The organism is Streptomyces gardneri, from assembly GCF_006539185.1.
Taxonomy (GTDB): Bacteria; Actinomycetota; Actinomycetes; order Streptomycetales; family Streptomycetaceae; genus Streptomyces; species Streptomyces gardneri.
In genome coordinates, this window is record NZ_BJMN01000018.1 from 11841 (window position 1) to 37985 (window position 26145).

Sequence of the window (26145 nt, forward strand, 5' to 3'; positions counted from 1 at the left end):
CATGCCGGTCACCGCACTCGTTTCCGCGAAGTCCAGCGGCGTCACCGCCGCCTCGCTCGCCCTCACCCTCGCGTCGAAGCGCCCCTCACTGCTGGCCGAGTGCGACCCGGCCGGCGGGACGATCCGGGCCGGCTTCCTGCAGGGCGAGGTCGGCGCAGGTCTCGGCCTCTACCACTTGGCAGCCGCCGAACGCACCGGACCGGACGCCCTTGCTCAGGCCTTCGCCAATCACCTCTGGACGATGGACGAGGCCGGGCACCGCAAGCTGCTGCCCGGGCTGACCGACCCCGCGCAGGCCGGGGCACTCGGCCGGACCTGGCCGGCCTTGTCGGAGGTCCTGCACGTCCTGGCCGACGACGCCGGCTACGACGTCTTCATCGACGCCGGGCGCCTCGCCCTGGAGTCAGGCCGCCTGCACACCACGCTCACCCCGGCGCCGCTGTTGCACCAGGCCGACCTGGTTCTTCTCACCGTCCGCGGCACTGAGCAATCCCTCACACTGGCCCGCCACCTCATCGACCCACTGCGCACCGAGCTCGCTGAGCGGGGGAGCGGACCGGACGCGCTCGGACTGCTCCTCATCGAGGACGGCCCCTACCGCGCCCACCAGGTCACCGAAGCCCTCAAGACCCCTGTACTTGCAGCCTTGCCCTTCGACGCGTCGACCGCGGGCTACTTCACCAACGGCGGTAACCCGCCCCGCGGGTATGGCCGTAGCTCGCTGCTGAGGCACGCCCGCACGGCGACCGAGCATCTTGAGGCCGCCGCGTCCCGCCGGAAGGTGCAGCAGCAGTATCCCGCCCGTCCCGGCAACCCGCAGCTGGCCGGCGTGCTGCAGCGGCTGAGCGAGCGGGGAGGCGCCCGTGGCTGACATCCAGCAGCGTCCCGGCGCCGACGGCACGGCGGCCCCGATGGGCCGTGACGCCATCGCCGGCCTACTCGCCGGACGCATCGGCCAGCGCCGCCTGCCTGCCCCCGTAGTTCCCACGCCCGTCTCGCCCGCGGCCGCACCAGGTGCCGACTCCTCGCCCGCCCAGGCCAGCGGCGCCGCGACCGTGCCCCGCCTCGCCGGGTTACCCGGCGCGCTCCCGGTGGGCTGGGAGGTGATCGAAGACCTCCAGGCGCTGGTGTCCAAGCAGCTCAGCGCGGAGGACCCCGACAAGCTCCTCGAAGAGGACCACCGCAGGGCACTGGCCCGCCGCCTGGTCCGCAACGCGGTCGCGGACTGGGCCACCAAGTACGCCCAGGGCAACATAGCTCTCACCGCCGACCAGGAAGCCGCCATCGGCACCGCGGTCTTCGACTCCATGTACCGCGGCGGGCGCCTGCAATCCCTCCTCGATCAGGACGGCGTCGAAGACGTCATGGTCGATGGGCTACGCGCCCACATCGAGTATCACGACCGCCCCCGCCAGACGATCGAGCAGGTCGCCGACTCTCACGAAGAACTCATCACCTGGGTCAACCGCATGGCCCGCCTCTCCGGCCACGGCGAGCGTGGCCTGACTCAGGCCACCCCCATGGTCGGCTTCCGCATGCCCGACGGCAGCCGTGTCACCGCGAGCCTGCTCACCACCCGGCCCTCGGTGGTCATCCGGCGCCACCGCATCCGCCAGCACGGCATCGCCGAACTCGTCCAGTGGGGCTCCATCAATCCGATGCTGGAGCGTCTGCTCACGGCATGTGTCCACGCCAAGATGAACATCCTCGTCGTCGGTGACATGGGCGCGGGCAAGACGAGCCTGCTGCGCGCGCTGGGCCGCGAGATCCCGCCCTCCGAGCGCCTGGTCACCCTCGAATCTGACCGCGAGCTGTACCTCGACGAGCCCGGGCCCAAGCCCGGCCCGGTCACCTACGCGTTCGAGGCCCGGCAGTCTAACGGCGAGATCCGCGGCGGCACCCACGCGGGCGAGGTCACCATCTCCGACATGTTCGCCACCGCGCTGCGCTACAACGCCACCCGCGTCATCGTCGGTGAGGTCCGATCCACCGAAATCGTCCCGATGCTGCAGGCCATGTCCGCCGGCGGTTCCGGATCCATGTGCACCCTTCACGTCCGCCGCCCGCACGGCATCATCAGCCGCCTCGTCCAGCTGTGCACCGAGGCCGGCATGCAGACCGAGGCAGCCCACCACCTCATCGCCTCCTCCATCGACCTCGTCGTCTACCTCACCTACCTCGACGAGACCGCCATCGGAGGCCGCAAGCACCGCTTCGTCTCCCACATCTACGAAGTCCACGACGTCGTCGGCGAAGGTGGCCGGCCCGTCACCACCGAGCTCTTTGCCCCGCAGGCCGGGGAGATCCGCGCCGTCTACAAGAACATGCCGACCTTCATCGACGACCTTGAGCGCACGGGCCAGCTCAGCCGCTCCTGGCTGACCGAAAACCCCTTCGGAGCCTGGATGGGCCCCCTGCAGATGGTGGGGCGCCGGTGAACACCTCCCAGCTCGCACTCATCGCCGCCCTGTGCGCGGTCCTCACCGTCGCCGCGACCCTCAGCGCCGTCCGGGAACTCCGCGGCCGCACACCTGACCCGGCCAAGCCCAAAACCAGGCTCGCCGGCCGCCTCGACCGCGCCAAGCACGAACTCCCCGAAGCCTGGCAGCGCCGCTGGCGCCACCTGCTCACCGCCGCAGGTATCGCCGCCCTGCTGGTGTGGGCAAGGACGGGCTGGCCCGTCCACGGCCTCCTGACCGGAGCCGCCGTGATCGGTCTGCCCTTCATCCTCAACCCAGGCACCGCCGCCCAGACACGCATCGACCGTCTGGAGGCTCTCGGGCAGTGGCTCAACCACCTCGCCGGCGTCCACCAGGCCGGCATCTCCCTGCCCCAGACCATCCGTGCCTCCGCCAAAGCCGCCCCCGCCCCCATCGCCCCCAACGTCCAGGCGTTGGCCGAGCGGCTCCGCACCGGCATGGAGGCCGACGACGCCTTCGCCCTGTTCGCCGACGAACTCGCCGACGGCGTCGCCGACCACGTCGTACTGCTCTTCCAGACCCACGCCGTCTACAAGGGCCCTGGCCTCTCCGACGCTCTCGAAGCCCTCGCCATCACCATCCATCAGCAGGCAGCCGACGCCCGCGATGTCGAAGCCGACCGAGCCAAGGTCCGCAAGAGCTCCCGCATGGTCAGCGCGATCATCTGCGTCGTCGTGACCGGCTGCATGCTCAACCCGGCCTGGTCCGGCTGGTATCAGTCCCCCCTCGGCCAGATCGTCCTCGCCGTCCTCGGCGGAGCGTTCGCCTACACCCTGCGCTGGCTGAGGAAGATCGCCCGCACCGCCCCCGACCCCCGCCTGATCGACCCGATGGCAGCCGCACGCCGCACCGCTCTGACAGGAGGTACACGATGATCCCCCTGGACGCCGTCGTGCCCGCAGCGGCCGCCGGGGCCCTCATCGGTCTTGCGGTCCGCGCGCTCATGCCCGCCCGCCGCGACCTCGCCTCCGCACTCGACCGCCTCGACGTCTCCAAGACCGCCGGCACACCTCGCCTGCACGCCGTCACCACGACCGCCGACACCCTGCAAGAGCGCATCGGGGTCCGCCTCATGGGCGAACTCGGCCACCGCCTCACCCTCCCGATCAAGGACCTCAACCTGCTCGGCATCACCCCGGCCGCACACCTGGGCAAGCGCACCCTCCTCGCGCTCTACGGCCTCGTGCTGCCGCAGCTCCTGCAGGCGCTGCTCGCCCTGGCCGGCACACCTCTGCCGTTCGCGGTCCCGGTCATCGTCTCTCTCGCCATCGCAGGCGTGTTCTGGTTCCTGCCCGGCAAGGACGTCGCCCGCGACGCCGCCGCAGCCCGACTCGTCGTACGGCACGCCGCAGCCTCCTACCTCGAACGTGTCGCCCTGGCCCGCATCGCGAACTCCGGCGCCGCCCAGGCCCTCACCGAAACCGCCGAGGTCGGAGACAACTTCATCTTCGTACGGATGCGCCAGGCCTTCCACGAGGCCGACCTCTCCGGCGTCAGCGTCTGGGACGCCCTCAAACAGCTCGGCGAAGACCTCGACATCCCCGAACTCACCCGCCCCGCAGACACCCTCGCGCTCGCCGGCGAAGGCGCCGCCGTCTACACCACCCTCCAAGCCCAGGCCCGACAGCTCCGGATCGCACTGCTGTCCGACACCAAAACCCAGGCCAACGAAGCCAGCGCCGAGATGGTCCTGCCCGTCACCGCAGGCGTCATCCTCATGCTCACCTTCGTCATGATCCCCGTCACTGTCACCATCCTCGGCAGCTAGAAGGAGCAGCCCACCATGGACATCCAGACCCTCACCACATGGATCCGCGCCCGCTACGAGACGCTCAAGACCGCCAAGGACACCGGCGCCACTTCCACCGAGATGGCCCTGATCACCGGCGCCCTCCTCGTCGGCGCCGGCCTCCTCGTCGTCGCCGTCCGCTCCAAGCTCCTGGAGAAGATCGGCGTCATCAGCGGCGGCTGACCCTCTGCCCCGGCCGTCCCACGACCAGGAGGAACTGCCCCGTGCCCCAGCCCCAACCCCAGCCATGGTCGCCGCTCGACGAATACCTGTGGCACACCTGCGACATCCTCGCCGACGTCCTGAGCGGGACCCTCAGCCGACGACCCCTGCTCGCCACCCACGCCCCCGTGGCCGCATGCGACAGAGTCCTCGCGGTAGGCCCAGCGAACCGACTGACATGGCGGGCATACGGCAACGGCAGCTACACCCACAACCAGGTCGTCGCCTTCGGCAGCCCAGCATTCGTCGCCGGCAGCCTGCTCGGCAACGCACTGGGAAACTCCTCACGACGCCGCCAGGCGGAACGCAACGCCCAACCACGCTGGGCCATGGAGGGCACAGGCGAACTCACCATCACCCTGCACAAGGCGTACATCAACTCACCCAGCACCAGCATCCACACGGAGATCTACTGGGCAGGCCTGAGCAGCATCGACCTGGTAGCACCCGACACGGTCGAAACGCGCTTCATCAACAACCAGGGACAGCTGATGACCATCCGACTGCAGACCCTGTGGGCCTCCCTGATCTTCGTCCTCGCCGCCCTGAACACCTTCCCTCACCATCCACGTCTGCTCACCTGCGGATGGCTCCCACCCGGATTCGAGCAGCGCTGCACCGCGGCCGGCAAACCCTGCCGGCCAGCCGCCGAGCTCGCCCTCAACCGAGGCACATCGTGACCACGCCATCCGACCGGAAGAACACGCTTCCACGCGTCCGGCGTCGCATCGACGACCGAGGCCTCGCCAGCGTCGAGTTCGCCGTCCTTGCCCTCGTCGTCCTCGCGCTCGCGTTCACCGCGATCCAAGCCGGCCTCTACTTCCACGCCCGCAAGGTCGCCCATTCCGCCGCCCGCCAAGGCGTCGAGGCCGGGCGGCAGTCAGGAGCCAGCGAAGCCGACGGCGTCGCCCAGGCGCAGACCTTCCTTGCCCGGTTCGGCGGAAGCGTTCAAGGCCCCAGCGTGTCTTCGGCCGGCAGCACCGCCCAGCAGATCCGCATCACTGTACGAGGCAGCGTCGCCACCCTGGTACCCGGCGTCACCCTGAACGTCGTCCAGCACGCCGAAGCCCCGATCGAGCGCTGGACCACACCGTGAGCACTCGCACCCGCATCCGCCTGCGCGCGGAGGGCCACGACCGCGGCTCCTACTCGCTGGAGACCGCGATCCTTACCCCCGTCATGATCGGTCTGCTCCTGCTCATGGTTGCCTTCGGCCGCGTCACCGACGCCGACGGCGCCGTCGACGCCGCAGCCCGCGCCGCCGCCCGCGCCGCCTCCCTCGAGCGAGACCCCGCAACCGCTCAGAACCAGGCCCAGACCGCGGCCACCCAGAGCCTGAGCGGCGAGGGAATCACCTGCCACGCCGCCACGGTCACAGTCGACACCTCCGGCTACACACTCGACATAGGCACCGACGCCACCGTGACGGCCACCGTCCACTGCACAGCGAACCTGTCCGACATCGGGCTGCCGGGACTCCCGGGCGCCACGACGCTCACCGCGTCATGGACCAGCCCCCTCGACACCCACCGAGGCCGCGGATGAACCGCCCCGTCACCCGCTGGACCCTTGCCCGGCATCCCCGGCTCCGTGACCGTGGCTCCCTGTCGGCCTACTTCGCCCTCGCCACCGTCGCGATCCTCATGGTCATGGGGCTCCTCGTCGACGGCGGGGGAGCGCTCAACGCCGCCAACCGCGCCACCTCCCTCGCCCAGGAAGCGGCCCGCGCCGCAGGACAGCAGCTCGATGCGGCCAGGGCCGTCGAAGGAACAGCCATCACCGTGGACCCGGCCGCAGCCCAAGCAGCAGCACAGGACTACCTCGCCGCGGCCGGCGCCCAAGGCACAGCCACGATCTCCGACGGCGGACAGCGCATCACCGTCACCGTCAACGACGCCTACAGCACCTCCTTCGCCCGGTTCGTCGGCCTCGGCACCATCCAGGTGACCGGCACCGCGAACGCACATCTTCAGACCCAAGCCGCTGGAGGCTGAGCCGCCCATGGCCAACCGCACCTCACCACGAACCACCGGCGCGCTCGGGCTCTTGCGAGCCCTCCTCGGCCTCGCCGTCCTCACCGCACTCATCGCCGGCGTGCCCTACCTGCTCCTCGCCTTTGGCCAACAGCCAACTGAACTGACCGGCGAGATCGATCTCCTGGCGCAGGACGACGGCACGCTCCTGTTCGTGGTGGTCACCTGTATCGGCTGGGCTGCCTGGGCCGCGTTCACCCTGTCCGCCCTGCTCGAAATCGGCGGCCTCCTCCGACGCCGCCCCGCCCCGCGGATCAAGGGACTGGGAGGCATGCAGTCCCTCGCCGCGTTCCTCCTCGGCAGTCTCGTACTGCTCGCCCCCACCGCAGCCTCCGCCGCCACACCCGCCTACGCGGCCACATCCGTACACATCGCAGCGGAAGGCCCCAGCAGCACGCCACGCACTGTTTCCTCGACGGCCAACGAAGCCGAATGGCCTCAGCACACCGTCACCTCCGCCACCGAGCTGCCGTGGGACCTGGCGGAGGAGTACCTCGGTGACGGCAAACGCTGGAAGGACATCGCCGCCCTCAACCCGCAGATCCCTCAGCTGGCTGCAGGTGACCAGTACCTGCCCAAGGGCGCCGTCATCAACCTGCCGGCCGACGCCCAGCCTGTCGCCCCCGCGACCCACACCACCCCGGAGACGAAGAACAGCCCCCACGCCACGACCTCCGAACCTCAGACCAGCGAACCGCGGCACACACCGAACCACCCCCAGGACAGCGGGCGCGGCTCCACCAGGGACGGCGATGAACGGCCGACCAGCGTCACAGTCCGGGAGGGCGACAGCCTCTGGACGATCGCCGCCGAGCACGGCGACCCCGAGGACTGGCCGGTCATCTACGAGGCCAACAAGGGCGAACCCCTCCCCGGAGGCGGCCGCTTCGACAACCCCAACCTGATCGTCCCGGGCCAGCAACTGGACCTCCCCCAGGCCGCCACCAACCAGCCGCCCGCCAGGCCGGACACATCCACCCCGACGACACCGGACAAACCGGGGGACAAGCAGCCCGATCAGAAGCCGGCGCCGGACTCAATCCCGCAGAAAGACATCGACAAGGACACCGCGGCCAGCAACCCAGCCACACCGGCCGCGCCCTCCACACCCGCCCCTAGCGCACCGTCCGCCCCCGCCAGCGCCACCCCCACGCCCAGCACCACAACCCCCACCGCCGTTCCCACACCCGCCCAAGCCGGTCAGAAGGCGGACTCAACCCAGCAGACGAAGGACGCCGACCAAGCCCTGGCACCCGCCGCCGTCTGGATGGGAGCCGGCACCCTGGCCGCCGCCCTCATCGGCACGCTCACCACCCGCCGAATCCTCCAGCAGCGCCGCCGCCGGCCCGGGCGCCGCATCCCCATGCCCACCGGCAGTGCGGCCACCACCGAGCAGGGCCTGCGCTCGGTCCAGCACCCCACCGGATTCGACCTCCTCGATGCAACCCTGCGCACCCTGGCCCTCAACCTCGCCGAAGCCGACCGCGACTTGCCAGTGGTCACCGCCGTAGTGCTCCACGAGCACAAGGTCGAACTCCACCTTGACCAAAACACCCCGCCGATGAAGCCCTTCTCGGGCACCGCCGGCCGCACCGACCTGTGGACCTGCACCGCCTCCAGTCCCGACCTCGCCGACCAAGACGCCCTGCAAGGCGCCGATGCCCCCTACCCGGCCCTGGTCTCCCTGGGCTGGGACGCCTCAGGCCGCCTGGTCCTCGTCGACCTCGAGTACATCGGCGTCCTCCACCTCGACGGCGACCCCGACCACGCCCGCCACGTCCTCCAGGCCATCGCCGTCGAGCTCGCCAGCACCCCTCTGCCCGGCCACCTCGAGATCACCGCGCTGGCCGACACCGCCCCCGGCCTCGACGACGCAGCACCCGAGCGGGTCGCCCGCACCGACAAGCTCGCCGACGCGGTCGCCGAGCTGACCAGCCGCACCACCGACCAGCAGCGCGCCCTGGCCGCGCTCGGCGCACCCACCCTCCGTACCGCCCGACTGCAGGAAGATGCCGGCGGTTCGTGGACTCCCCACATCCTCCTCGCAGCCCAACTGCCGGAAGGGACCGAGACCGAGGGGCTGCTCGACCTGATCACGACCGCACCGCGAGTAGCCGGCGCGGTGGTGACGTCGAGCGACAACGCCGACCTGGCTCCGCACGACGGCTGGACCCTCCACTGCACCGGACCCGACGAGACCATCGTCCTGCCCGGCTCCAGCCTGCCCATCAAGCTCCAGGGCCTGTCCGACCCACACTTCGCCGACGCGATCGAACTGCTCACCCTGTCCGCCAGCACCACCGACGTACCCGCACACGATGCGTGGCTGGACGACCTCCTCGACCCCGACGAGGAACTGGAAGAGCAAGACCACCAGGAGCCGGACCAAGGGGACTCCTCGGATGACCCAGAGAAGACCGACGAAGAAAAAGGAACGCCCGCCCCACCTGCAGATGCCGACGAGGACGGCATGCCCGCCGAGTACGCCGACATCGAGCAAGAGGAGCTGGAGACCACCGAGACGGAGAACGCCGAGCCCACCCACGAGACACGAGAGGCACCAGCCCACCACGCGGCCCACACGGCTGACGACGACGATCAAGCGGACAGCGATACCGGCGATCCCACCCGCGCTGACCTCTTCGACCCCCCGCCCGCGCCCCTACTCGCGAGTGCCCCGGTCCCGGCCGCGACCGACCCGGCGAAGGCCGTTCCCGTGCTGACGAACGAAGAGCCGGACGCCCCCGAGGAAAGCCCTGCGCCCGACAACCCGCCTTCACCTTCCCTCCCGGTTCCCGGCCCGACACCCACCACCGACAGCGCCGAAGAACCATCTGACACCGCCCCTGCGGTACTCCTGCTCGGACCAGTAACCATCAAGGGAGCCACGGGCCGAATCGACTCCAACCGCCTGAGCGCGGCCGTCGAGCTCGTCTCCTACCTCGCCCTCAACCCTGGTGGCGACCACCACGCAATCGACGACGCGCTCTGGCCAGGCCGCCTGGTCAACAAGCAGATGCGCAACGCCGTCATCTCCCGCACCCGGTCCTGGCTGGGGAAGAACACCGACGGCGACGCCTACTTCCCGCGGGTCCAGGACACCGGTGACAGCCGCTACCGCCTCGCCTCAGCAGTCACCTGCGACTGGCGCACATTCCAAGTCCTCGCCCGGACCGGCCTCGCCCGCAACGACGAGGACCGGGACCTCGACCTGCGCCGAGCCCTCGCGCTCGTCCGCGGGCGGCCCTTCGCCGCGATCGACCCCCAGCGCTACGCCTGGGCCGAGCCGGCCGTCCAGGAGATGGTCTCGGCCATCGCCGACGTCGCCTATGAGCTGTCCACCCGCCGCCGCGAAGCCGCCGACTACACCGGCGCGCTCTGGGCCGCACACCAAGGGCTTCTCGCCGCCGAGGAGAACGAACTCCTGCACCGCCAAGTCTTCCTCGCCCACCACGGCGCCGGAGACGTGGGCGGTCTGCGCGAAGCGGCGGCGCGGCTTGCCCGCATCAACGAGAGCCTGGGCGGGGGAGTGGACATGGAGGCAGAGACAGCGCAACTGCTCCGCACCCTGCTGCCCAAGCCCGTTGGCATCCGCTGAGATCTAGGATCCGCAGGTTCGCGTGCAGTTCGGCGTGATCATGAGCACGGTCCGAGCCATGCTGGTCAGCAGCTGGTTCCGTGCCCTGCGCGTTCGCAAGACGCACGCCTGGCCTCTGCCCCGGACTACCTGGCTTTGTTCCGAGCGTTCTCGTGAACAAAGCCAGGTGCCCGGCGGCTGGCGACGAGGCGGAGGACGAGTGGCGGTTCCCGCCCTTCATCCTGCTGCTCGACTCCAGTACGACGAAGAACTGCGCGCCCTGATCGAGTGGGTGGAGGGCGTCCTGGTCCCCGGTTACCTGGCGGAGCCGTCCGCGGACGCCCGCTGGTGTCACCTGTGGTTCACCCCGTCGCCAGCGCCCGCCTGCATGCCCTGTGGCTGGCCTGGCAGGAACTCACCGACCCGGCCACCTGCGGATACACCGGCCCCTCGGTCTGGCACCGCGACCACCTCGACCCCTGCATGCGAGAGCTCCGCGCTTCCACTGGCCCGTTCGCGGGCTGTACCAGGGGCGAGCACCAGGTCGACCACCGGATGCCGGGCATCGTGCCCAGCGCGTGGAGCCGCGCCGAGGACTGACCCGCCCGGCGGATTTGGCCTGAGCACTGCGCCCCTGCGGACCGGATGCCGCGAGTACAAGAACCGCGTCAGCACACTCGCGCGCCCGGACCGTGATGGTCCGCAGCTCCACAGGGACAGGACGTAACGATTCGGTAAACGTGCAGGGTCTCGGGGGGTCGCAAAAGGCGTTGAAGGTGCTGGCGAAAGGGGCCGGCCGCTATTTTATGGCGGCAGATTGCAACGTGATATCACTGCTGATCAATGATGTGCAAGCGTCGATTTGCCCCTTTCGTTCCCCCATCCTCTTGTCCGTCCATCCGCCCGACACTTTCTGGTGCGTGGTTGCTTGACCTGCGCTTATGTCGTGATGTGAGCCCTGGAGAGGGGGCAAGCGTGCAGTAATCTCGTCTGCAGGTTGCTCGCGAAAAATGGCGAGCCGCCTGCTGATGCACCGAGCTTTGGAGGGCGTGGTGCGGCAGGGGGCTCGCCAGGGATGCGATCAATTTCGAATTTCTGCTGAAGGAGATCCCATGAGCACATCCCGGAATGACATTACTCCCTCTTCCCCGGGGCCGTTGGTGTCCCAGCGCGCCGCGACCATCGGTACGGCGGCGGCTGTCATCGGGGGCGTCATCGGTGCCCTGGCCTATGTCGAGATGGGGACCCTCGCCGGGGCCGTGATCGCTGGCCTCGTCACGTTCGGGGCTTCCGCGCGTAGGTTGAACACGGCCATCGGCAGCTGACCTGCCAGGGGCCCGAAGCCTCCCGTCCCAGCGAGGCACGCCCCACCAGCAGGCCTCGGCCCGATCTCGTCGGCGTTCACCGCAGCCGACTGGCGGGTCGCCTCGGCTACGGAAGTCCTGCCGAGCTGCATGAGACGGCGGCCCGCCTGACTAGGCGGGCCGCTTTCGTGTGTCGCGCCTCGGGGGCGCGAGTACCGTTCAAAGTGTCTGAGCTCAGAACGGAGTTGGTCCATGATGCAGGATGAGTCCCAGAAAGCCATCGGGCGACGCGTACGAGCAGCCCGGCATGCGGCCGGGCTGACGCAGGAGGAGCTGAGCGGGCTCATCGGGCGGTCGGTCAGCTGGATGGAGTCCGTGGAAGCCGGACGTATGCCGCTCGACCGCTTCTCGGTCATCTGCTCGATCGCCGAGGTCTGCGACGTCGACCCCGTTTGGATCCTCGGCCAGCCCTACCGCCTGCGCAACGACGGCGGCACCTCCGGCCACGCCTACATCCCCGCCCTGCGGACCGTGCTGCGGCGCTCGGGCCTGATCCTCTCCGGCCACCCCGGGCTTGTGCCTACCTCCGGGCCCGCCGAGCTCTCCCAGATGAGGACCCAGGCCGGTGCGGTCAACCGCGCGCGCCAGGGCGCCGCACTTCCCGGGGCTGCCTCCGTCCTCCCGGGGCTGCTGGAGGAGCTCAACACGGCCCTGCTCACTCACGACTGCGGCGCCGAGCGCGAGCAGGCGCTGAGGCTCATGGTCGACGCCTCCCGGAACGCGAGGCAGACCCTCAACGCGCTGGGGTACCCCGACCTTGCGTGGGTCGCGGCCGAGGTCGCCGCCGGCGCGGCAAAGGAGCTGGATGACCCGATCAGCAAGGCAGCCGTCGCCTGGGACCGGTGCGGCGCGATGCTCCACCACGGCTCCCTGCGCGAGACCGAGGCCATCGCCCAGGCCGCGCTCGCCGACCTTGAGCCGCTCGTGTCCTCCGGCAGCTCGACCGGCCTCGCCCTGCACGGTGCGCTCCTGCTCCGCCAGGTCATCGCCTCCGCCCGGATGGGCAACAAGACCGAGGCGTGGCAGCACACCCGCGAGGCCTGGAGCATCGCCGAGCGGCTGCCGGAGGACTACCACGACCTCGCGTATCAGACCGTCTTCGGCAGGCCGAACGTTGCGGTGCACGCCGCCGAGGTCGGCGTCGAACTCGAAGAACCCGACAAGGGCCTGCGATTCGTGCCCGAGGTGAACGTCTCCACGGTCCCCTCCCGCGAGCGCCTGACGCACTACCGGATCGACGAGGCCCGGGCCTTCCGCCAGATGGGTAAGTCGGCCGCCGCCGTCGCCACCCTGCGCAAGGCCGCTGCTCACGCCCCTCACTACGTCTACGCCAACCCCATGGCCCGCGCCCTGGCCGCCGACATGGTCCGCACCGGCGTCCCCAGCCAGAGCGCCGCCCTGTCCGGCCTCGTGCGGAACATGGAGCTCGTCGTCTGACACCGCGTCCACCAGGCGCATATGCCACTTCAGCGGCCCCCAGAAATTCTGGGGGCCGCCGTCGTTCGCCTCCCCGACCCTCGCCCTATGCACCTCACGCATAGCGACGACCCCAGCACCGTCGGAAACGAGGCGGTGCGTGTCCTGCACACCCGGAACACCACCGAATGCGCCCTCACCTACGCCACCGTGCTCAACTGGCCCGTCGTCGAAGGACACCGCTACCGCCGCTACGCGGGCTGCACCTGCCACGGCGACCCGAACTCCACCGGACCGTGCCCCGCCCCGGGGGCCCACCCCCGCCCGGGCCCGATCAGCCCGCTCGCCGCTCAGGACATCGCGACCGCCTTCGACAGCGCGCCGGGCGCCGGGATCATCGTCCCCTGCTCCGAGTTCGACGCCGTCACTGTCCCCAGAGACCTCGGTCTCGCGCTGATGCACATGCTCGACCGCTTCAACATCCATGCCCCGTGCATGACCGCCGACCACGGACAGGCCACCGTCCTCGTCGCCCCCGGCACCGGCCGCGCACTCGTAGGCATCACCGCGGCCTTAGTCCACACCGGTCCCGATGCCTGGATCGCCCTCCCCCCGAGCCACGGCACCCGCTGGGACACCCCGCCTGCCCCACACAACCCGCCCCCGCACGCCCTGACCATCCGATCGCACCTTGAGCGCGTCGTCGCCCTGGCCAAGCGCTCCGGAGACCTGTCGGGCACCGGACGGGAGGGGACGTGAGCTCGTCGATCGTTCCCGCCCTGTTTCGGGTACGCGTTCCGGCCCCTGAGGACGGCCCCGAGTACCGCGAGATCCGCACCGTACCCGCGGAAGCGGAAGACACCCCGGCACTCGCTGAATTCAGGGCCGGGATGATGTACAGCCTCCTGCGCCTGCCCGCAGCGGACATCGCGCGGCTGTCGCGCCTGGCCGGCGAACTCGCCGCGCACGTGGCCGAACGCGTCCTGAGCAACACCCTCCTACTCGTCACGGACTACGACCCCGGACTCGCCACGGTCAGCGTGATCGCGCCCGCCGGACAGACCTGGAAGCCGCTGGACCCGGGGTCACTCGACTACATCGAGCCGACGGACCGGACCGGCGTCATCGCCCACGACATAGGCCCGAGCGCCTACGTACAGGTGCAGGTGGGACGGTCGTGATCCACTGCGAGACGTGGGCCGGGACCCCGGCCAACCCGTACATCTGGCTCCTGTCTCGCGATGACGCCCCGACACCGCGCCTCGCCGTGCGGCGGCTGAGGGCGGCGGCCGCACGGCTGACCGACCGACTCGATGACGACTCGGACGACCACAGGCCGTTCCCCTCGACGCCCCTGAGGGTCTGGTTCCGCGATGGCCTTGGGCACGAGGACGTCGCCGACCAGCTCGGCGCCGGGAAGTTCGTCGCGGAGGCCGTCAGCGTCATCGGCCCCAACTCCGTCCTCTACACGCTGGCCGCGATGCCGGCCGTCGGGTGTGTCTGTCCGCCCCGTCCCCTCACCGCCGCCGTGGCGGCGCGATCCGAAGGAGTGCGCGCATGATCCTCATCAGGAGCCGCGAGGGGCGCGGTGTCACGGCCCTCGCCGCCCCGTCGGCGCCGTCCGCGTCTGCCGCCCCGGACACGTGGTGGGGCGGGTGGTCGGCGTGATGCCCCCGGTGGCCAAGGACGTGCTCGCAATGGCCGGCGAGCAGGTGATCGGGGCGGCGCGGGCCACGTGGCCGGGCGCCGAGGTGGTGCCGGGCCCGGTGACCCCGTCGGTCACCAGCTACGTGCAGCACCTCGACGTCGACGGCCGCCCCCTCTACGCGAAAGCGTCCGTGTGCGGGGTGTCGCTGGTATCGGTGCTGCGCGGGGCGTGCGGCGATCTCGACACCGTCCGGGCCCGTCAGGCGGCCTATCTGGTCTCGCCTGGCTCGCTCATGGAGCGCGAGGCCGCGCAGCTGCGGGCCCTGGCCGGGCCCGCCGGGCTCGGCGTCGTGACCACCGCGGCCTATGCCCGCGGAGTCCTGTTCACCGAGCCTGTGGCCGGGCCGACGCTCGCGGATCTGATCGAGCGTGAGCCCGGCCGCACCCGCGAGCTCCTCGGCCTGGTCGTGCGCGACGTCGGCGAAGGCCTCGCCCGCGAGGGCGTCGCCGAGGCTGTCGAGCGCGCATCGATCCGCGAACGCGGCATCGCCGGAACCTTCGCCAGGAAGTTCAACGGTCCGTCGGGGTCGGTCTACCTGCGTGCGACCGGCCACGGTGAGGCGCTCGACGCGGTGGTGACCCGGCTTCGTCGGGCCCGCCGTGTCCCGCCGGCCGCGCCCCGGGCGGTGATCTTCGGTGATCTCAAGCCCGAGCACGCCGCTTTCCCCAACGCGGCGATGGGGCGGCCGGTGTACCTCGACCCGGGCCTGATGCGCGGTCACGAGGTCGCGGACACCGCCAAGCTCACGTCCCGCATGGCCCTCGGGCTGATCGCCCGCCGTCCGGCCGCGGCCGCCGTGGTGCTGGCCGGGCTCGACTCCTTCGTCAGGGCGACGGCCCGGAACCTGCCCGCCGAGGAGCGGTCGACGTGGCTGCGCGAGCTGGTGCCCCTGGTCCTCATGGACACCCTGAACATCCTCTCCACCTACCTCACCGCACCTGTGGGTCTGCCGTTGTCCGCGCACGCGGCCGGTGTCCGTGCCCGCGCCCGCGTCGTGGTGGAACTCCTCGACCGTGCCACGGCGCCGCTCCTGTCCACGCAGGACGGGGCGAGCCTGTGGCGCCTGTATCTGACCTGCGTACGAAGGGCGGTAGCCGGATGAGGATCGGACTGGTCGGGGCCGGGGCGGTTGGGCAGAGCGTCGGTGCCCTCCTCGTCGAATCGGGATGGTGCCGCGAACTCCTAGTCGCTTCCGGCTCCGAGGTCAGCGCGTGCGGGCTCGTCACCGACCTGGAGGACCTGACCCAGATCACCGGCTCCCCAGTCCGGGTGACCGTTGCCGCCCCGCAGGCCATGGGCGCATGTGATGCCCTCGTCCTCTCTCCCCGGGCCCGCTTCGCCAACACGGCTCGCGCGGACGTGCGGATGGCCGGGCTCGCGGCGAACGCGCCCGTCATCGCCGCCCTCGCCCGCGAGTTCACCGGGTACACCGGAGTGGCGGTCATGGTGACCAACCCGGTCGACATCTGCGCGAGGCTCTTCGCCGAGCGCTCCGGCTGCACCCGCGTCCTCGGCATCGGCTCCGCCACCGACACCGCCCGCTACCGCCTCACTCTCGCCCGCCTCCTGCGCGTGCCTGTCGGCGCGGTACGCGGGCACGTGATCGGCGAGCACGGCGACGCCGCGGTGATCTGCGCCTCCACCACCACCGTCCACGGCGACCCGGCCGCCGTTCCGGTGCAGCGTGTACGCGACGAACTCGCCGCCCGGCCCCGCCGGATCAGCGACGGCATCGGCCGCACCCGCTCCGGCCCCGCCGGCGCCGTCCTCGCGGCCCTGGTCCACGCCCTCGGCCTCGTCGACGGCGTCACCGAGCTCTCCGTACGCCAGGAGGAGGGCGTGTATCTCGGGGTGCCCGTGCAGTACACCGCCGGCACCCCGTCCCTGTGCCCGCCGCCGCTCGACCCCTCCGAGACCGCCCAGCTCAACGCGGCCACGGAGAAGCTCCACCACGTATACGCCCAGCTCAATGAGGAGATCTGACCGATGAGTGCCGTACGAATCAGCACCGCCGACGGCCAGGCCGTCACCGTCACCAGCACCGGTGAGGCCATCCCGGCGTGGGCCACCCGCTACCTCGGCGCCTGGTGGACCGCCGAGCCGGTCACAGACATCGCCGGGACAGTGGTCTCCGGCGACGTCGACGCCGACGAGCTGCGCGAGCTGACCGCCGTGGTCACCGCCTCCTCACCCGCCTCGACCGAGTACGCGGGCGCCGAGATGCTCCACACCCGCGACGACACGATGGTGACCGCCGCCCAGCCCGCCGAAGGCCTCGCCTACCGGTGGGACGCGAACTGGCAGCTCCTGCGGATCGTCGGCACCGACGAGACCCAGGTGGCCGCCGCCGTCGCCCGCCTGACCCGCGAGGTCTTCCGCGCCAAGCTCCTCGCCGAGGACTGGGCGATCCTGCACGCCTCCGCCGTCACCGACGAGGACGGGGCGACGTACCTCACGCTCGGCGGCAAGGGCGCGGGCAAGACCACCACCGCGTTCGCGCTCGCCCGGACCGGCCTGGCGATGCTCGCCAACGACCGCGTGTTCGCCCGCGTCGACGACACCGGCACGGTGCGGGTGCTGCCCTGGCCGTCCGCCGCCGCGATCGGTTTCGGCCTCCTCGACGCGCTCGACCTCTACGAGACCGTCCGCGTGCGCCTCGCCTCCGGCGAGCAGATGCACCCCACCCAGCACCAGACCGTCACCGACGCCCTCCTCGCCGGCCGCCGCACGCCGCTGTGGAAGGCGAACGGGAAGGGAGAGCTCAAGCCGCAGTTCTTCCCCGACCAGCTCACCTCATGGCTCGGCATCCCCCTCGCCACCCAGGGCCACGTCGCCGGGATCCTCTTCCCCCAGATCACCCCCGGCGCCGCCCCGCGGCTCATCGAGAGCGCGCGCGGCGTCCAGGACGACGACTTCTTCAACGCCGCGACGGAGGACCGCTACCCGGACATCTTCGGCCTCCAGCCGGAGCCCCGCGCCCACACCACCCTGCGTGAGCACCTGGCCGACCTCTCCCACCAAGGGCTCGTGATGAACCACGACACCGCCGCGAACGCCACCGTCCTCAAGGAGGCCGTCGGCCGCCTCACCGCCTGACCCAACACCGGTCGGTCCGTGGCTCCCCCATCGCGGACCGGCCACCCGGTGCCCCTCCTCGCCCCAGCCGCGCGAGGAGGGGCACTCGGCCGCCCGGGGAAGCCCGGGGCGGTGGTGCCAGAATCTCCGCCATGTCAGAAACCTTCTGGACCGCCGTCGGTGCGATCGGCGGCACGCTGGCCTTCGGCGGCGTCATATGGCAGGCGAACCTCACACGCCAGACTGTCAAGGTCAGCCAGCTGATGGCCGCTGACGCCATCCGCAGCCGGCTCGACTCCCAGGCCCCGGACATCACCCTGAATCTGGAACACCCGCCCTGGGAGCCACTGGCGTGGAACACCTCGGGCATGCCCTGTGGCAGGTGGCCGGCCGGGCACACGTGGCACTTCCCCGCGGACCAGGACGGGGCCAACCGTCTCGTGCTCCAACAGGTCCTCGTGCTGGAGAACCGCAGCGACCGGCGCGTTCAGGCCCGATTCGACGGCGACCTCGTCGTGGTCGATGGCAACAGGCCCACGGCCGCCGGCGTCCTTCTTCTGGAGCCGGGGGAGAGGACCCCGGATGTCTACCTCCAGCGCGACTTCACCATCAAGCAGCTGTCGGAGAACTACGCTGCGAAGCAGGCTGACCAGGAACTTCCGCACCAGGTACGAGGCAGCGTCACGGTGGAGGACGACCGCGACAACGGAAGCACCGACCGGTGGGACCTGGTACTGACCGGTTCCCCCGTGCACCCGGTCCCCGACCGCGACGGCCTGTGGCAGCTCGCGCCCTGGCACCCCACCGAGGATTTCGGCCTGCGGACCCTGGATTACAGCCTGCTGCCGCCGCGTCAGCGCATCCACTGGGTTTCGCGGGTCCGTGGCATCCAGCTCCCCGCCCCCGCCGGCGCCTCGGACAACGCGTAGCCGAACGGCAGCGTGGCACCGTCGGCCCAGCCCGCGCCCGGCCGGACCATGTGGTCCGGCCGGGTCGCGCGCCGACCCGCGCCCCGCGGCCGCCGCTACGCGAGGGCCTGTCCGAGGTGATCGCGGGGGCGTCCGCTGAGCTGCCGGTGCAGGGCCTCGGCCCGGGACCTCACCAACCCCTCGCGGAAGGCGACGGGCAGCCGGTCCAGTACGCCGGCGGCCATCTCGGCTGCCGCCGTGGGATCGCCGTCTGTACGCAGACAGGCGGCGGTGTCCATGGCGACGAGCGCCCGGGTCATCACCGACGGGGAGGTGGTGAGTTCCAGCGCGTCCTCCTGCGCGGCGTATGCGGCCGACGTGTCCCCGAGGAGCGTGTGCGCCTGGGATAGGTGCACGTGGTGCTTCTGGCCGGGGTAGCCGAACCAGGTGTCGGCGGCCTCCTGGCCGTCGAGTCGGTCGGCGAGGTCCCGGACCTCGCGTACGGCGAGCCGGGCGCCGTCAGTGTCGCCGAGGGCGGCGAGCGCGCGGGCCGTGACCGCCGCGGACAGCGCCGCCGATGCTGTCGGTGCGGCGCCGGCTTCGCGGCGGGCGAGCGCGGCCAGGCGTGCCGCTTCCTGCGGGGCGCCGTAGTTGAGTGGCACCATGGCGTGCCGGGCGAGGACCCAGGCGGTCATCCGGCGGTCCCCCGACTCGCGGGCGGCCCGTTCGGCGGTGGCGAACCACCGGAACGCGTCGCGCTGGTCCCCGCGGTCGTGCTGGACGATCGCGACCAGCCCGGCGATCCCGGCGGCGGTACGGGCGAGGTCGGCCCGGTCCCGCGCGGGATGGGCCCAGTTGAGGACCTGGCCGAGTAGGTCGAGGTCGCCGCGCATCTCGGCGAGCACCGCATTGGGGGAACGGCCCCGGTAGCCGCCCCGGTGCCGCTCGAACGCCGCCGCCAGATACGCCAGATCACCGGCATCGTCGCCCCTGAGGCCCCCGTCGATGCCCTCCCTGGCCTGAGCGATGCCCGGCAGCGCGACGACCCCCGCCGCCACTGCCGCCGCTCCGATGAATCGCCGCCTGTCCACGTCCGCCCTCTCTCCACCTTGATCGCGCCGGTACTGCCGGGACACGGCCACGGCCTGCCGCACGTCCGTGACCGTGAGCCCGTACGCGGTGGCGATCGGCTCGTGCCAGACGGCCACCGGTAACCGCTTCTCCGTCTCCCACCGTTTGAGGTTCTCCGGGTCGAACCACCTGCCGCCCTGCGCCTCCTCCATCAGCCGGGCCTGTTGCTCACGCGTCCGCCCCGCGTCCTCGCGGACGCTGCGGAGTAACGCGCCGATCCCGTCCGGGCACATCATGAGCCGCCCCCTGCCGTGCGTCGGTGTAACCGCATCCTTGGCCCCCCGCTCTGGCCCCCCGCAGGGGAAAACGCACCCCCACGTGGCCCCTCTGCTGTGGTGTGCCCGCCCCGTTCAATGGGCGAACGCCACCGGGGCATCCGTCCTCTCCGAACGGCCCCTGCCGCAGGAGAAGCCGCCCCGGGGTGCCACTCGAAACACGATCGAGAGGAGCACCACCATGACCCTGACGGCCCCCGAGCCCACCGTGCAGACGGCGCCCGGCACCGAGTACCGCGACCCCCGCGCGTACGTGAAGCCCGAGGTCTGGGACCGCGAGATCGCCCTGCTGATGCGCGACTACCCCTTCGACGAGGTGTACGCCGAGCGGCTGTTCCACGCCGCCGTCTCCTACCTGATCACCGCCATGGAGAAGTGGGGCCAGGGCCTGGAGATGTGCTGCGGCCGGACCGTCGACATCGCCGTACACGTCTTCATCCTCGACACCCGCAACTACCGCGAGTTCTGCGCCGAGCACTTCGACGGGAAGTTCCTGGAGCACATCCCCGAGATCGCGTTCAAGTACGACGGCTCTGTCGAGCGCACGGCCCAGATCATCGCCGACAACGGCTTCGAGGTGGACTGGAAGCTCTGGGAGGCCGACTACGGCAAGTGCGGCCCGTGCTCCCCGGGCTCCAGCTGCCACTGAGCCACACGCCGTAGGACCGGCACCATGCCCGGGGCGCCCCTGCGCCCCGGGTTCCTCGTTGCCCACCTTCGGGCGACGGCGCCCGGATTCCACCCGCACCCGCGGGCCAACGCCGGTAGCTTGGCGGCCCCAGACCGTCGGCACCCGGAGGACCGTTCGTGACCAGCGCCGCCCCGACCACCCCGGCCGAGTACTGGGACAAGTACAAGCCCCACCGGGGCCAGGGAGACCAGCCCCGGCCCCCCGCCAGGGCCTTCGACTGGACCGGACTCGCCGACGGCGGACCCGGCGCCGAACTCCTGCGCTCCCCGGCCACCGCTCTGGACCTCGGGCCGGCAGAGGGCGAGAACGCCGCCGTCCTCGCCCGCGCCGGAGTCGAAGTGACCGCCGTCGACTTCTCCGCCGTCCAGGTCGAGCGGGCCCGCCGCTTCTGGGAGGGCGAGCCGCGGCTGACGTTCGTGCACGCCGAGGCGTGCGCCTACCTCGACCAGGGCACGGACCGGTTCGACGCGATCTACTCGACGTGGGGAGCTGTCTGGTTCACCGACCCCGAGGACCTGTTCCCCCGTGTCGCCGCCCGCCTCGCGCCGGGCGGCGTGTTCGCCTTCTCCCACCGCGAACCGGTCGTCGGCCAGTACGGAGCACAGGAGATGGGCGGGAAGTGGCTGGAGGGCCGTGAGACCGAGCTCACCGTGTGGCGCTGGCAGTACGGGCCCGAGCAGTGGGCGGACATCCTCAAGCGACACGGCTTCACCGCCGTCCACACCCAGGTCCTGACCAACCCGGACCCGGCCGCCCTCGGCACGCTCCTGATCACCGCCACGACGGCGCCCTGAACCCACCGGCCCGCCACAAGACAACAGTGAAGCCCCGGCGCCAAGCGCCGGGGCTTCACTCGTTTTACGGGCCCCCGTCACCAACGGCACGGCCGGACGGAGGGCACCGCCATAAAGCGGGTCAGCCCCACTCGGGATCGGCCACCAGACCCCACCCGGGGTCGCCGCCGCGGAAGTCCCAGTTCGGGTCGGCCACCGCCCACGTCGTGTCGAACAGGCCCCATCCGATATCGAGACGCATACGTCACCCCTCCCCTGTGTACAGGCCCGTGGTCCGGACCCGTACCGGCGACGCTACCTCTGACCAGCAGAAACAGTGAAGCGATAGCCGCGGTTCTTCGTCAGGACGCCCGCCGGTACGCGCCGGCGGGACGGACGACGGTGTGCCCCCACCGGGAGTTGAGCCGGTCCAGGACAGGCTCGATTTACGCAGGCGTGCCTCCCTCACGGGATCGAGCGACAGCTGGCTTTGTTCATGAGTTTGAGGTTCTGGCACAGATCTTGGGGAACCGCTGCGGAGCGTTACCTCTATGTTCGATTACGAGGGACTGACTCGCGCGAGACGGCGTACGCCTTGGTGTCTGACAGCCGGAAGTGACGCTCCCTCAGGCTTCTTCTTCGTCTTCTTCGAAACCCCGGGCTTCGGCGTCCCCGCTGCTCTTGCGGTGTTCTGGTTCACCCTGGAGATGCTGAACGCGCGATCGGCAAGTCGAAGGTCGACGGATTCACCGCACGGACCCCGTCGCAGCCGTCTGCAGCCCCGAAAAGTCCCACCGCGCAGCCATAAAGTCCCCGCCAGCAAGCTGACGGGGACTCATGAATGATCGAGGTTAGCGAGGATTCCTGTTCCACTTCTCGTCTGCGGCGCCGTTGCAGGTCCACTGGATCAGTTGTGTTCCCGGAGCAGCCGTGGAGCCGATGCCGAGGCATTTGCCCGAGTATGCATTCTTCAGCTCTCGGGTCGTTTCGTTGTACCACCATTTCTCGTCGATCGCACCGTTACAGTTCCACTGGATCATTCCGGAACCGTTGTCGATCTTGGACCCGGTACCCATGCACTTCCCGGAGTACTCGTTTCGGAGGAAGTAGGCGGTGTTGCCGAGCGCATCGGTTGTAGGCTCGAATACCCAGCGTTCATCCTGAGCTTCGATGCAATCCTGCCCTATGATGCGGTTCCCATTTTCAAGACTGCTTTCGGCGCTGGCGCAGAGCTTAATGTGGTCATTCTCCAGATAGATACTAGAATCGGCTGCTGTAGGAACGAGCGAGAATACGGTCCGGATCGTGTCCTTCTCGTTGAGGCCCCACAGGCGCTTGGAGTGGGTTGAGTAGGATAGGTTCTGCGTCATCTGTGGCGTGCGCGTGAGTGGCAGCACCACCCCGTTGGATGCGGCGCGGTAGATGCATGTGTAGATAGTTTCCAAGTCGGTTCCCATATATCCGGCCGGGCAGTGGGCGGAAATGTAGTACCAGCGATCCCCCTTTGTGACCCCTTGGATCCCTACCAGTGGCGTGGTGTGTGAATCCGTCATGTTGACGAGGTTGTTGCTATCGGCAGCGAGTAGGCCGGTGGTCTCATCGAGCGGCCAACGGGCGATGTGGCCAGTACGGCCGGAATTAGGCTCGAGGTATTCGCCCGTTACGAGGTTGTGGGAGTTATCGTTGCGGTCGACGCTCAGGGAGCTGAGGCATACCTGTTCGCCGGGACACGATCGGGAGTCGAGCTGCTTCGCAGTGTAGTAACGGCCGACCATGGGGAGGGCCCAGGCATGGTTCCAGGCCGATGATATGTTGTTCTCGATATTGGTCCGGTCTGCGATGGCCTTCATTTTCCACAAGTGCCTGATGTCGTACACCTGGAGTTCCCCGCCATTGGCCACGTAAAGGTAGTTCTGGTACCAGGCCAATCCATCCGCGTGGATCTTTTCGACTGGCACGTAGTTAGCAGTCGCACCGTTTCCGGTCGGCTTCACCAGCATGACATGGCCGTAATTCCGGGGTGTGCCCGTGGCGTCCACGATCGAGATCCGGCTGAACCGGTCTTTCAGGAGGAGGTTTGTCTTCGGGTCGCTGCTCCAGCCGACTCCGTAGTACCAGGAAGACATAACGAGGTTGTGTCCCTGGTAGGTCCCTCCCGTCTCCAGGCCGGCATCGTGTGAGGCAGTCAGCCCCTGGGGGTGCCACCCACCAGGCTTAACGTTCGAAACCGCGCTGGTGGCATCGTCGAACGCGTTCCAGCAGAAGCCGGTGGGGAGGTACGTCTCGTTGACGTCAGTCGGGTGGCACAGCTCCCTTCCGGGTCCGTTCTCGTCCCCGCCCTGCGCCACATCTAGAGGCGTAGCTTTCGTCACGGCCCCCGAGCTCTCGATGCCCTGGACTGCGGCCCCATAGGAGTCGAACGCATCCTGGTCGCGGGTCAGGGTGCCGTTGGCTATGGGATCAAGCATGAGCGGGCCAGCCACCCACCGATCAGCGACTGCTGGGCGACCGCCAATGAGCGAAGCCGCGACGATCGACAGGGTGAACAGCACGACCCAGCCCACACGACCGAAGCTTGAGAATCTGACTGATTTCATAAGGCGTCACACTAATGACGCGACAACCCTGCAGCTTGGGCGGGTGCTCCAAGTGCTTTTGGCCCGCCCCTGTCTGGCCCCGACACGATGACGGCGATCGGCTGTTCCTGAGGCGTACCGGCCAGCTGCTGTGGCACGATCCGCGCAACCGACCCGGACGTGCCTGGCTACTACGGACCGCAGACCCCCGAGCAGCACCAGCTCCGCCGGGACCTTGCGGCCAGGGTTAGCCTCTTCGGTTCCCCGAAGGTGCGGCAACTCTGGGAGGCCGCCACCGAAGCCATCGGCGATCTGCATTACACCTGCGCTGAGGGCGGGTTCTACACGCGGGACGGCGCCATTCCCTCCGGCATCACGGACCCCGAGTTCCTCAAGTGCAAAGCCGCCCAGGATGAGACGGAGCAGGCGCTCGTCAAGCAGCTCCGGCATGAGATCGACGTTGACAAGCATCAGAAGGACTGAGCGCCCCCGGACGCGCGGCGGCCCCGGCCAGGGCCGCCGCTCCACATTGCTCGGCGGCGTCTAGGACGCCCTGGAGTGCTCAAGGCGGAGGGCCCTGGACCTGAGACTCAGGTCCGGGCCCTCCCACGCCGTGCCGGTCGTCGACAGTGAGGGAAGAGCCCGGCGCTCGTTGAGCACGGCATGAAGAAGAGGACGAGGAAGTGCCGCAAGCCTGCGGGGGTGAAGGTCCCGGCGGTCGTGGTGGAGCCGGGGCAGATCGAGGGCGAGACGCGGGCGGTCGACCTTGTGGCCGCGTACGTGCGCGGCGACGTCGAGCAGATTGCGGCGTGCGGGCTCCAGGGCGACGAGCTCGCCCGCGCCCACATGTGGCAGATGCTCAACGGGATGCTCAGTGACGCCGTCCTCGCGGACCCGGATTTCGACATGCGCCGCCGTGCGGTGATGCCGCCAGCGGGTGTCGCGTGGCCCGCCACGCCGATGTCCGAGGACGTCGCGGCCCTCGTCTGGGGGCTCGCCGGGGACGGCGGAGCGGGCCCGTGGCTGAGGATGTCGGCGGAGGACCGTGCGACCGCGTACGCGATTTCGGTCGCGGCCCGGGGGATCGCGGTCTGGGGCCCCGACAGGCTCCTCACCCACCTCGCGCGGACGCGAACGGCAGTGTCCCGGCCGTAGGGGTGTCTTCTGGATCAAGTCCGGGGAGAGTAATGCCTGGTCTGGCGGAGGCTAGCCCGGCATCATCGCGGCATGGGTAAGGACATCTGGGGCTTCATCGAGTGCCACGGTGACTATCGAGACCATGAGGCAGACTCGTTCTGGCACGCCACCATCGACCTGGACCACCTAAAGGTGCCGAGAAATTACGACGCCTTTGGCTCTCTGTTCGGCGTCTGCGACAACGAACAGTTCGTGCCGGTGGCTCCTGTCCGTGGACTGCCGGCCGACGTATCGAACCGTGTCCGCGACGGCCATGAGACGACGGCCGGGCGAAGCGCGAGCTGGGTCAGCTGGACAGAGATCGAGCGGGTCGACTGGGATGAGGAGTCCGCCGAGCCGGATGCCTACATCCGCGAGTACTACCGTGATCAGCAAGGCGACTGGCAGTTCCTCCAGCGGCACTACTCCGCTCCTCAGCAATTCATCGACCTCTGCGGACGGCCGGCTCACATCGCGGTCCGACCCAGCGAGCACTTCCCGGAGGGCTCCCAGTGGATCCATGGAGACCAGATGTTCCGTGTCGAGCGCCTCAGGCGCCGCGACGCAGTGCCGGACCATGAATGGGGCCCTGTCTGGACCGTCATGCGCACCCTCGCCGAACTGCACGGCGACGACGACGTCAGGCTGGTCGTCTGGTTCGACGACTGACGTCACCTCGCGGCCCAGATGAAGATCCCGGCGATGTGGAGCGCGGCGAGATAGATCGTGGCGGTCTTGTCGTATCGGGTGGCGAGCCCGCGCCACTACTTGAGGCGATTTATGCACCGCTCCACGGTGTTGCGCTGCTTGTAGGCGTCGCGATCAAACGCGGGAGGCCGACCTCCAGTCTTGCCGCGGCGTATGCGATTCGCGACCTGGTCCGCAGGCTGAGGAATCACCGCTCTGATGCCACGTCGTCCCAGGTAACCACGAATTGCGCGAGACGAGTAC

Annotated in this window: 27 protein-coding genes and 1 pseudogene; 25 read left to right on the forward strand and 3 right to left on the reverse strand. The window is 69.8% G+C overall.

Annotated features, from left to right (window positions below):
* Position 1: 1 nt before the first annotated feature.
* The 20 genes from SGA01_RS14795 to SGA01_RS14890 all read left to right on the forward strand — a co-directional run bounded on the left by SGA01_RS14795 (position 2) and on the right by SGA01_RS14890 (position 18593).
* Complete coding sequence (locus SGA01_RS14795) at positions 2-871, forward strand: MinD/ParA family ATP-binding protein (RefSeq protein ID WP_141296962.1); 870 nt, start codon at positions 2-4, stop codon at positions 869-871.
* Entirely contained in the window at positions 864-2438 is a 1575-nt protein-coding gene (locus tag SGA01_RS14800) for a TadA family conjugal transfer-associated ATPase (RefSeq protein ID WP_229918354.1), read from the forward strand. The genes SGA01_RS14795 and SGA01_RS14800 overlap by 8 nt, the downstream gene beginning before the upstream one ends.
* Positions 2435-3355, forward strand: a complete 921-nt coding sequence (locus SGA01_RS14805) for a type II secretion system F family protein (protein WP_141296963.1) — start codon at positions 2435-2437, stop codon at positions 3353-3355. The genes SGA01_RS14800 and SGA01_RS14805 overlap by 4 nt, the downstream gene beginning before the upstream one ends.
* Positions 3352-4248 (forward strand): type II secretion system F family protein, encoded by an 897-nt coding sequence (locus SGA01_RS14810; RefSeq protein ID WP_141296964.1) that lies wholly within the window; start codon positions 3352-3354, stop codon positions 4246-4248. Before SGA01_RS14805 ends, SGA01_RS14810 begins: the two co-directional genes overlap by 4 nt.
* Positions 4249-4263: 15 nt before the next feature.
* Positions 4264-4452 carry a hypothetical protein gene (locus SGA01_RS14815; protein ID WP_141296965.1) on the forward strand — a complete coding sequence of 63 codons (189 nt, stop codon included), beginning with the start codon at positions 4264-4266 and terminating at the stop codon, positions 4450-4452.
* Between the two features lie 41 nt (positions 4453-4493).
* Positions 4494-5171, forward strand: coding sequence for a hypothetical protein (locus SGA01_RS42050; RefSeq protein WP_229918353.1), 678 nt, complete (start codon positions 4494-4496; stop codon positions 5169-5171).
* The gene (locus SGA01_RS14825; RefSeq protein ID WP_229918352.1) at positions 5168-5587 is read left to right on the forward strand and encodes a TadE/TadG family type IV pilus assembly protein; all 420 of its coding nucleotides are present in this window, start codon (positions 5168-5170) and stop codon (positions 5585-5587) included. Before SGA01_RS42050 ends, SGA01_RS14825 begins: the two co-directional genes overlap by 4 nt.
* The gene (locus SGA01_RS14830; protein WP_229918351.1) at positions 5584-6036 is read left to right on the forward strand and encodes a TadE/TadG family type IV pilus assembly protein; all 453 of its coding nucleotides are present in this window, start codon (positions 5584-5586) and stop codon (positions 6034-6036) included. Before SGA01_RS14825 ends, SGA01_RS14830 begins: the two co-directional genes overlap by 4 nt.
* Complete coding sequence (locus tag SGA01_RS14835) at positions 6033-6485, forward strand: TadE/TadG family type IV pilus assembly protein (protein ID WP_141296968.1); 453 nt, start codon at positions 6033-6035, stop codon at positions 6483-6485. The genes SGA01_RS14830 and SGA01_RS14835 overlap by 4 nt, the downstream gene beginning before the upstream one ends.
* 7 nt (positions 6486-6492) lie before the next feature.
* The gene (locus tag SGA01_RS14840; RefSeq protein WP_141296969.1) at positions 6493-10122 is read left to right on the forward strand and encodes a LysM peptidoglycan-binding domain-containing protein; all 3630 of its coding nucleotides are present in this window, start codon (positions 6493-6495) and stop codon (positions 10120-10122) included.
* A 336-nt stretch (positions 10123-10458) separates the two neighbouring features.
* Positions 10459-10701, forward strand: a complete 243-nt coding sequence (locus tag SGA01_RS42055) for a DUF4913 domain-containing protein (RefSeq protein WP_255325199.1) — start codon at positions 10459-10461, stop codon at positions 10699-10701.
* 512 nt (positions 10702-11213) lie between these two features.
* Positions 11214-11426, forward strand: coding sequence for a hypothetical protein (locus tag SGA01_RS14850; RefSeq protein ID WP_141296970.1), 213 nt, complete (start codon positions 11214-11216; stop codon positions 11424-11426).
* A 231-nt stretch (positions 11427-11657) separates the two neighbouring features.
* Entirely contained in the window at positions 11658-12902 is a 1245-nt protein-coding gene (locus SGA01_RS14855; protein ID WP_229918349.1) for a helix-turn-helix domain-containing protein, read from the forward strand.
* 87 nt (positions 12903-12989) lie between these two features.
* A complete protein-coding gene (locus SGA01_RS14860) occupies positions 12990-13640 on the forward strand; it encodes a hypothetical protein (RefSeq protein ID WP_141296971.1) in 651 nt (216 codons plus the stop codon).
* A complete protein-coding gene (locus tag SGA01_RS14865; RefSeq protein ID WP_141296972.1) occupies positions 13637-14062 on the forward strand; it encodes a hypothetical protein in 426 nt (141 codons plus the stop codon). The genes SGA01_RS14860 and SGA01_RS14865 overlap by 4 nt, the downstream gene beginning before the upstream one ends.
* Entirely contained in the window at positions 14059-14442 is a 384-nt protein-coding gene (locus SGA01_RS14870; RefSeq protein WP_141296973.1) for a hypothetical protein, read from the forward strand. Before SGA01_RS14865 ends, SGA01_RS14870 begins: the two co-directional genes overlap by 4 nt.
* A gap of 103 nt (positions 14443-14545) precedes the next feature.
* Complete coding sequence (locus tag SGA01_RS14875) at positions 14546-15691, forward strand: phosphotransferase family protein (protein WP_141296974.1); 1146 nt, start codon at positions 14546-14548, stop codon at positions 15689-15691.
* Positions 15688-16572, forward strand: a complete 885-nt coding sequence (locus SGA01_RS14880) for a lactate/malate family dehydrogenase (protein WP_141296975.1) — start codon at positions 15688-15690, stop codon at positions 16570-16572. The genes SGA01_RS14875 and SGA01_RS14880 overlap by 4 nt, the downstream gene beginning before the upstream one ends.
* A gap of 3 nt (positions 16573-16575) precedes the next feature.
* The gene (locus tag SGA01_RS14885) at positions 16576-17685 is read left to right on the forward strand and encodes a phosphoenolpyruvate carboxykinase (ATP) (RefSeq protein ID WP_141296976.1); all 1110 of its coding nucleotides are present in this window, start codon (positions 16576-16578) and stop codon (positions 17683-17685) included.
* Between the two features lie 131 nt (positions 17686-17816).
* Complete coding sequence (locus SGA01_RS14890; RefSeq protein WP_141296977.1) at positions 17817-18593, forward strand: hypothetical protein; 777 nt, start codon at positions 17817-17819, stop codon at positions 18591-18593.
* 95 nt (positions 18594-18688) lie between these two features.
* Here the strand turns inward: SGA01_RS14890 and SGA01_RS14895 are convergent, their stop codons facing one another.
* A complete protein-coding gene (locus tag SGA01_RS14895; RefSeq protein WP_229918348.1) occupies positions 18689-19939 on the reverse strand; it encodes an NsdA family TPR-like regulatory protein in 1251 nt (416 codons plus the stop codon).
* A 220-nt stretch (positions 19940-20159) separates the two neighbouring features.
* On the opposite strand from SGA01_RS14895, the gene SGA01_RS14900 reads away from it, so the two are divergent.
* Both SGA01_RS14900 and SGA01_RS14905 read left to right on the forward strand, forming a co-directional pair.
* Positions 20160-20627, forward strand: coding sequence for a glycine-rich domain-containing protein (locus SGA01_RS14900; protein ID WP_141296978.1), 468 nt, complete (start codon positions 20160-20162; stop codon positions 20625-20627).
* Between the two features lie 158 nt (positions 20628-20785).
* On the forward strand, positions 20786-21463 hold the full coding sequence (locus tag SGA01_RS14905; protein ID WP_141296979.1) for a class I SAM-dependent methyltransferase: 678 nt from the start codon (positions 20786-20788) through the stop codon (positions 21461-21463).
* 830 nt (positions 21464-22293) lie between these two features.
* On the opposite strand, the gene SGA01_RS14910 is transcribed toward SGA01_RS14905, so the two are convergent.
* Positions 22294-23994, reverse strand: coding sequence for an RICIN domain-containing protein (locus SGA01_RS14910; protein ID WP_167534106.1), 1701 nt, complete (start codon positions 23992-23994; stop codon positions 22294-22296).
* A gap of 204 nt (positions 23995-24198) precedes the next feature.
* Between SGA01_RS14910 and SGA01_RS14915 the strand changes: the two genes are divergently transcribed.
* The 3 genes from SGA01_RS14915 (at position 24199) to SGA01_RS14925 (ending at position 25863) form a co-directional block, all read left to right on the forward strand.
* The gene (locus SGA01_RS14915) at positions 24199-24501 is read left to right on the forward strand and encodes a hypothetical protein (protein WP_141296981.1); all 303 of its coding nucleotides are present in this window, start codon (positions 24199-24201) and stop codon (positions 24499-24501) included.
* 180 nt (positions 24502-24681) lie between these two features.
* Positions 24682-25173: a hypothetical protein gene (locus SGA01_RS14920; RefSeq protein ID WP_141296982.1), complete on the forward strand. Its 492-nt coding sequence runs from the start codon at positions 24682-24684 to the stop codon at positions 25171-25173.
* A gap of 72 nt (positions 25174-25245) precedes the next feature.
* Entirely contained in the window at positions 25246-25863 is a 618-nt protein-coding gene (locus SGA01_RS14925; RefSeq protein ID WP_141296983.1) for a hypothetical protein, read from the forward strand.
* A 2-nt stretch (positions 25864-25865) separates the two neighbouring features.
* On the opposite strand, the pseudogene SGA01_RS14930 reads toward SGA01_RS14925, so the two are convergent.
* Positions 25866-26145, reverse strand: a pseudogene (locus tag SGA01_RS14930) (transposase); the annotation flags it as partial.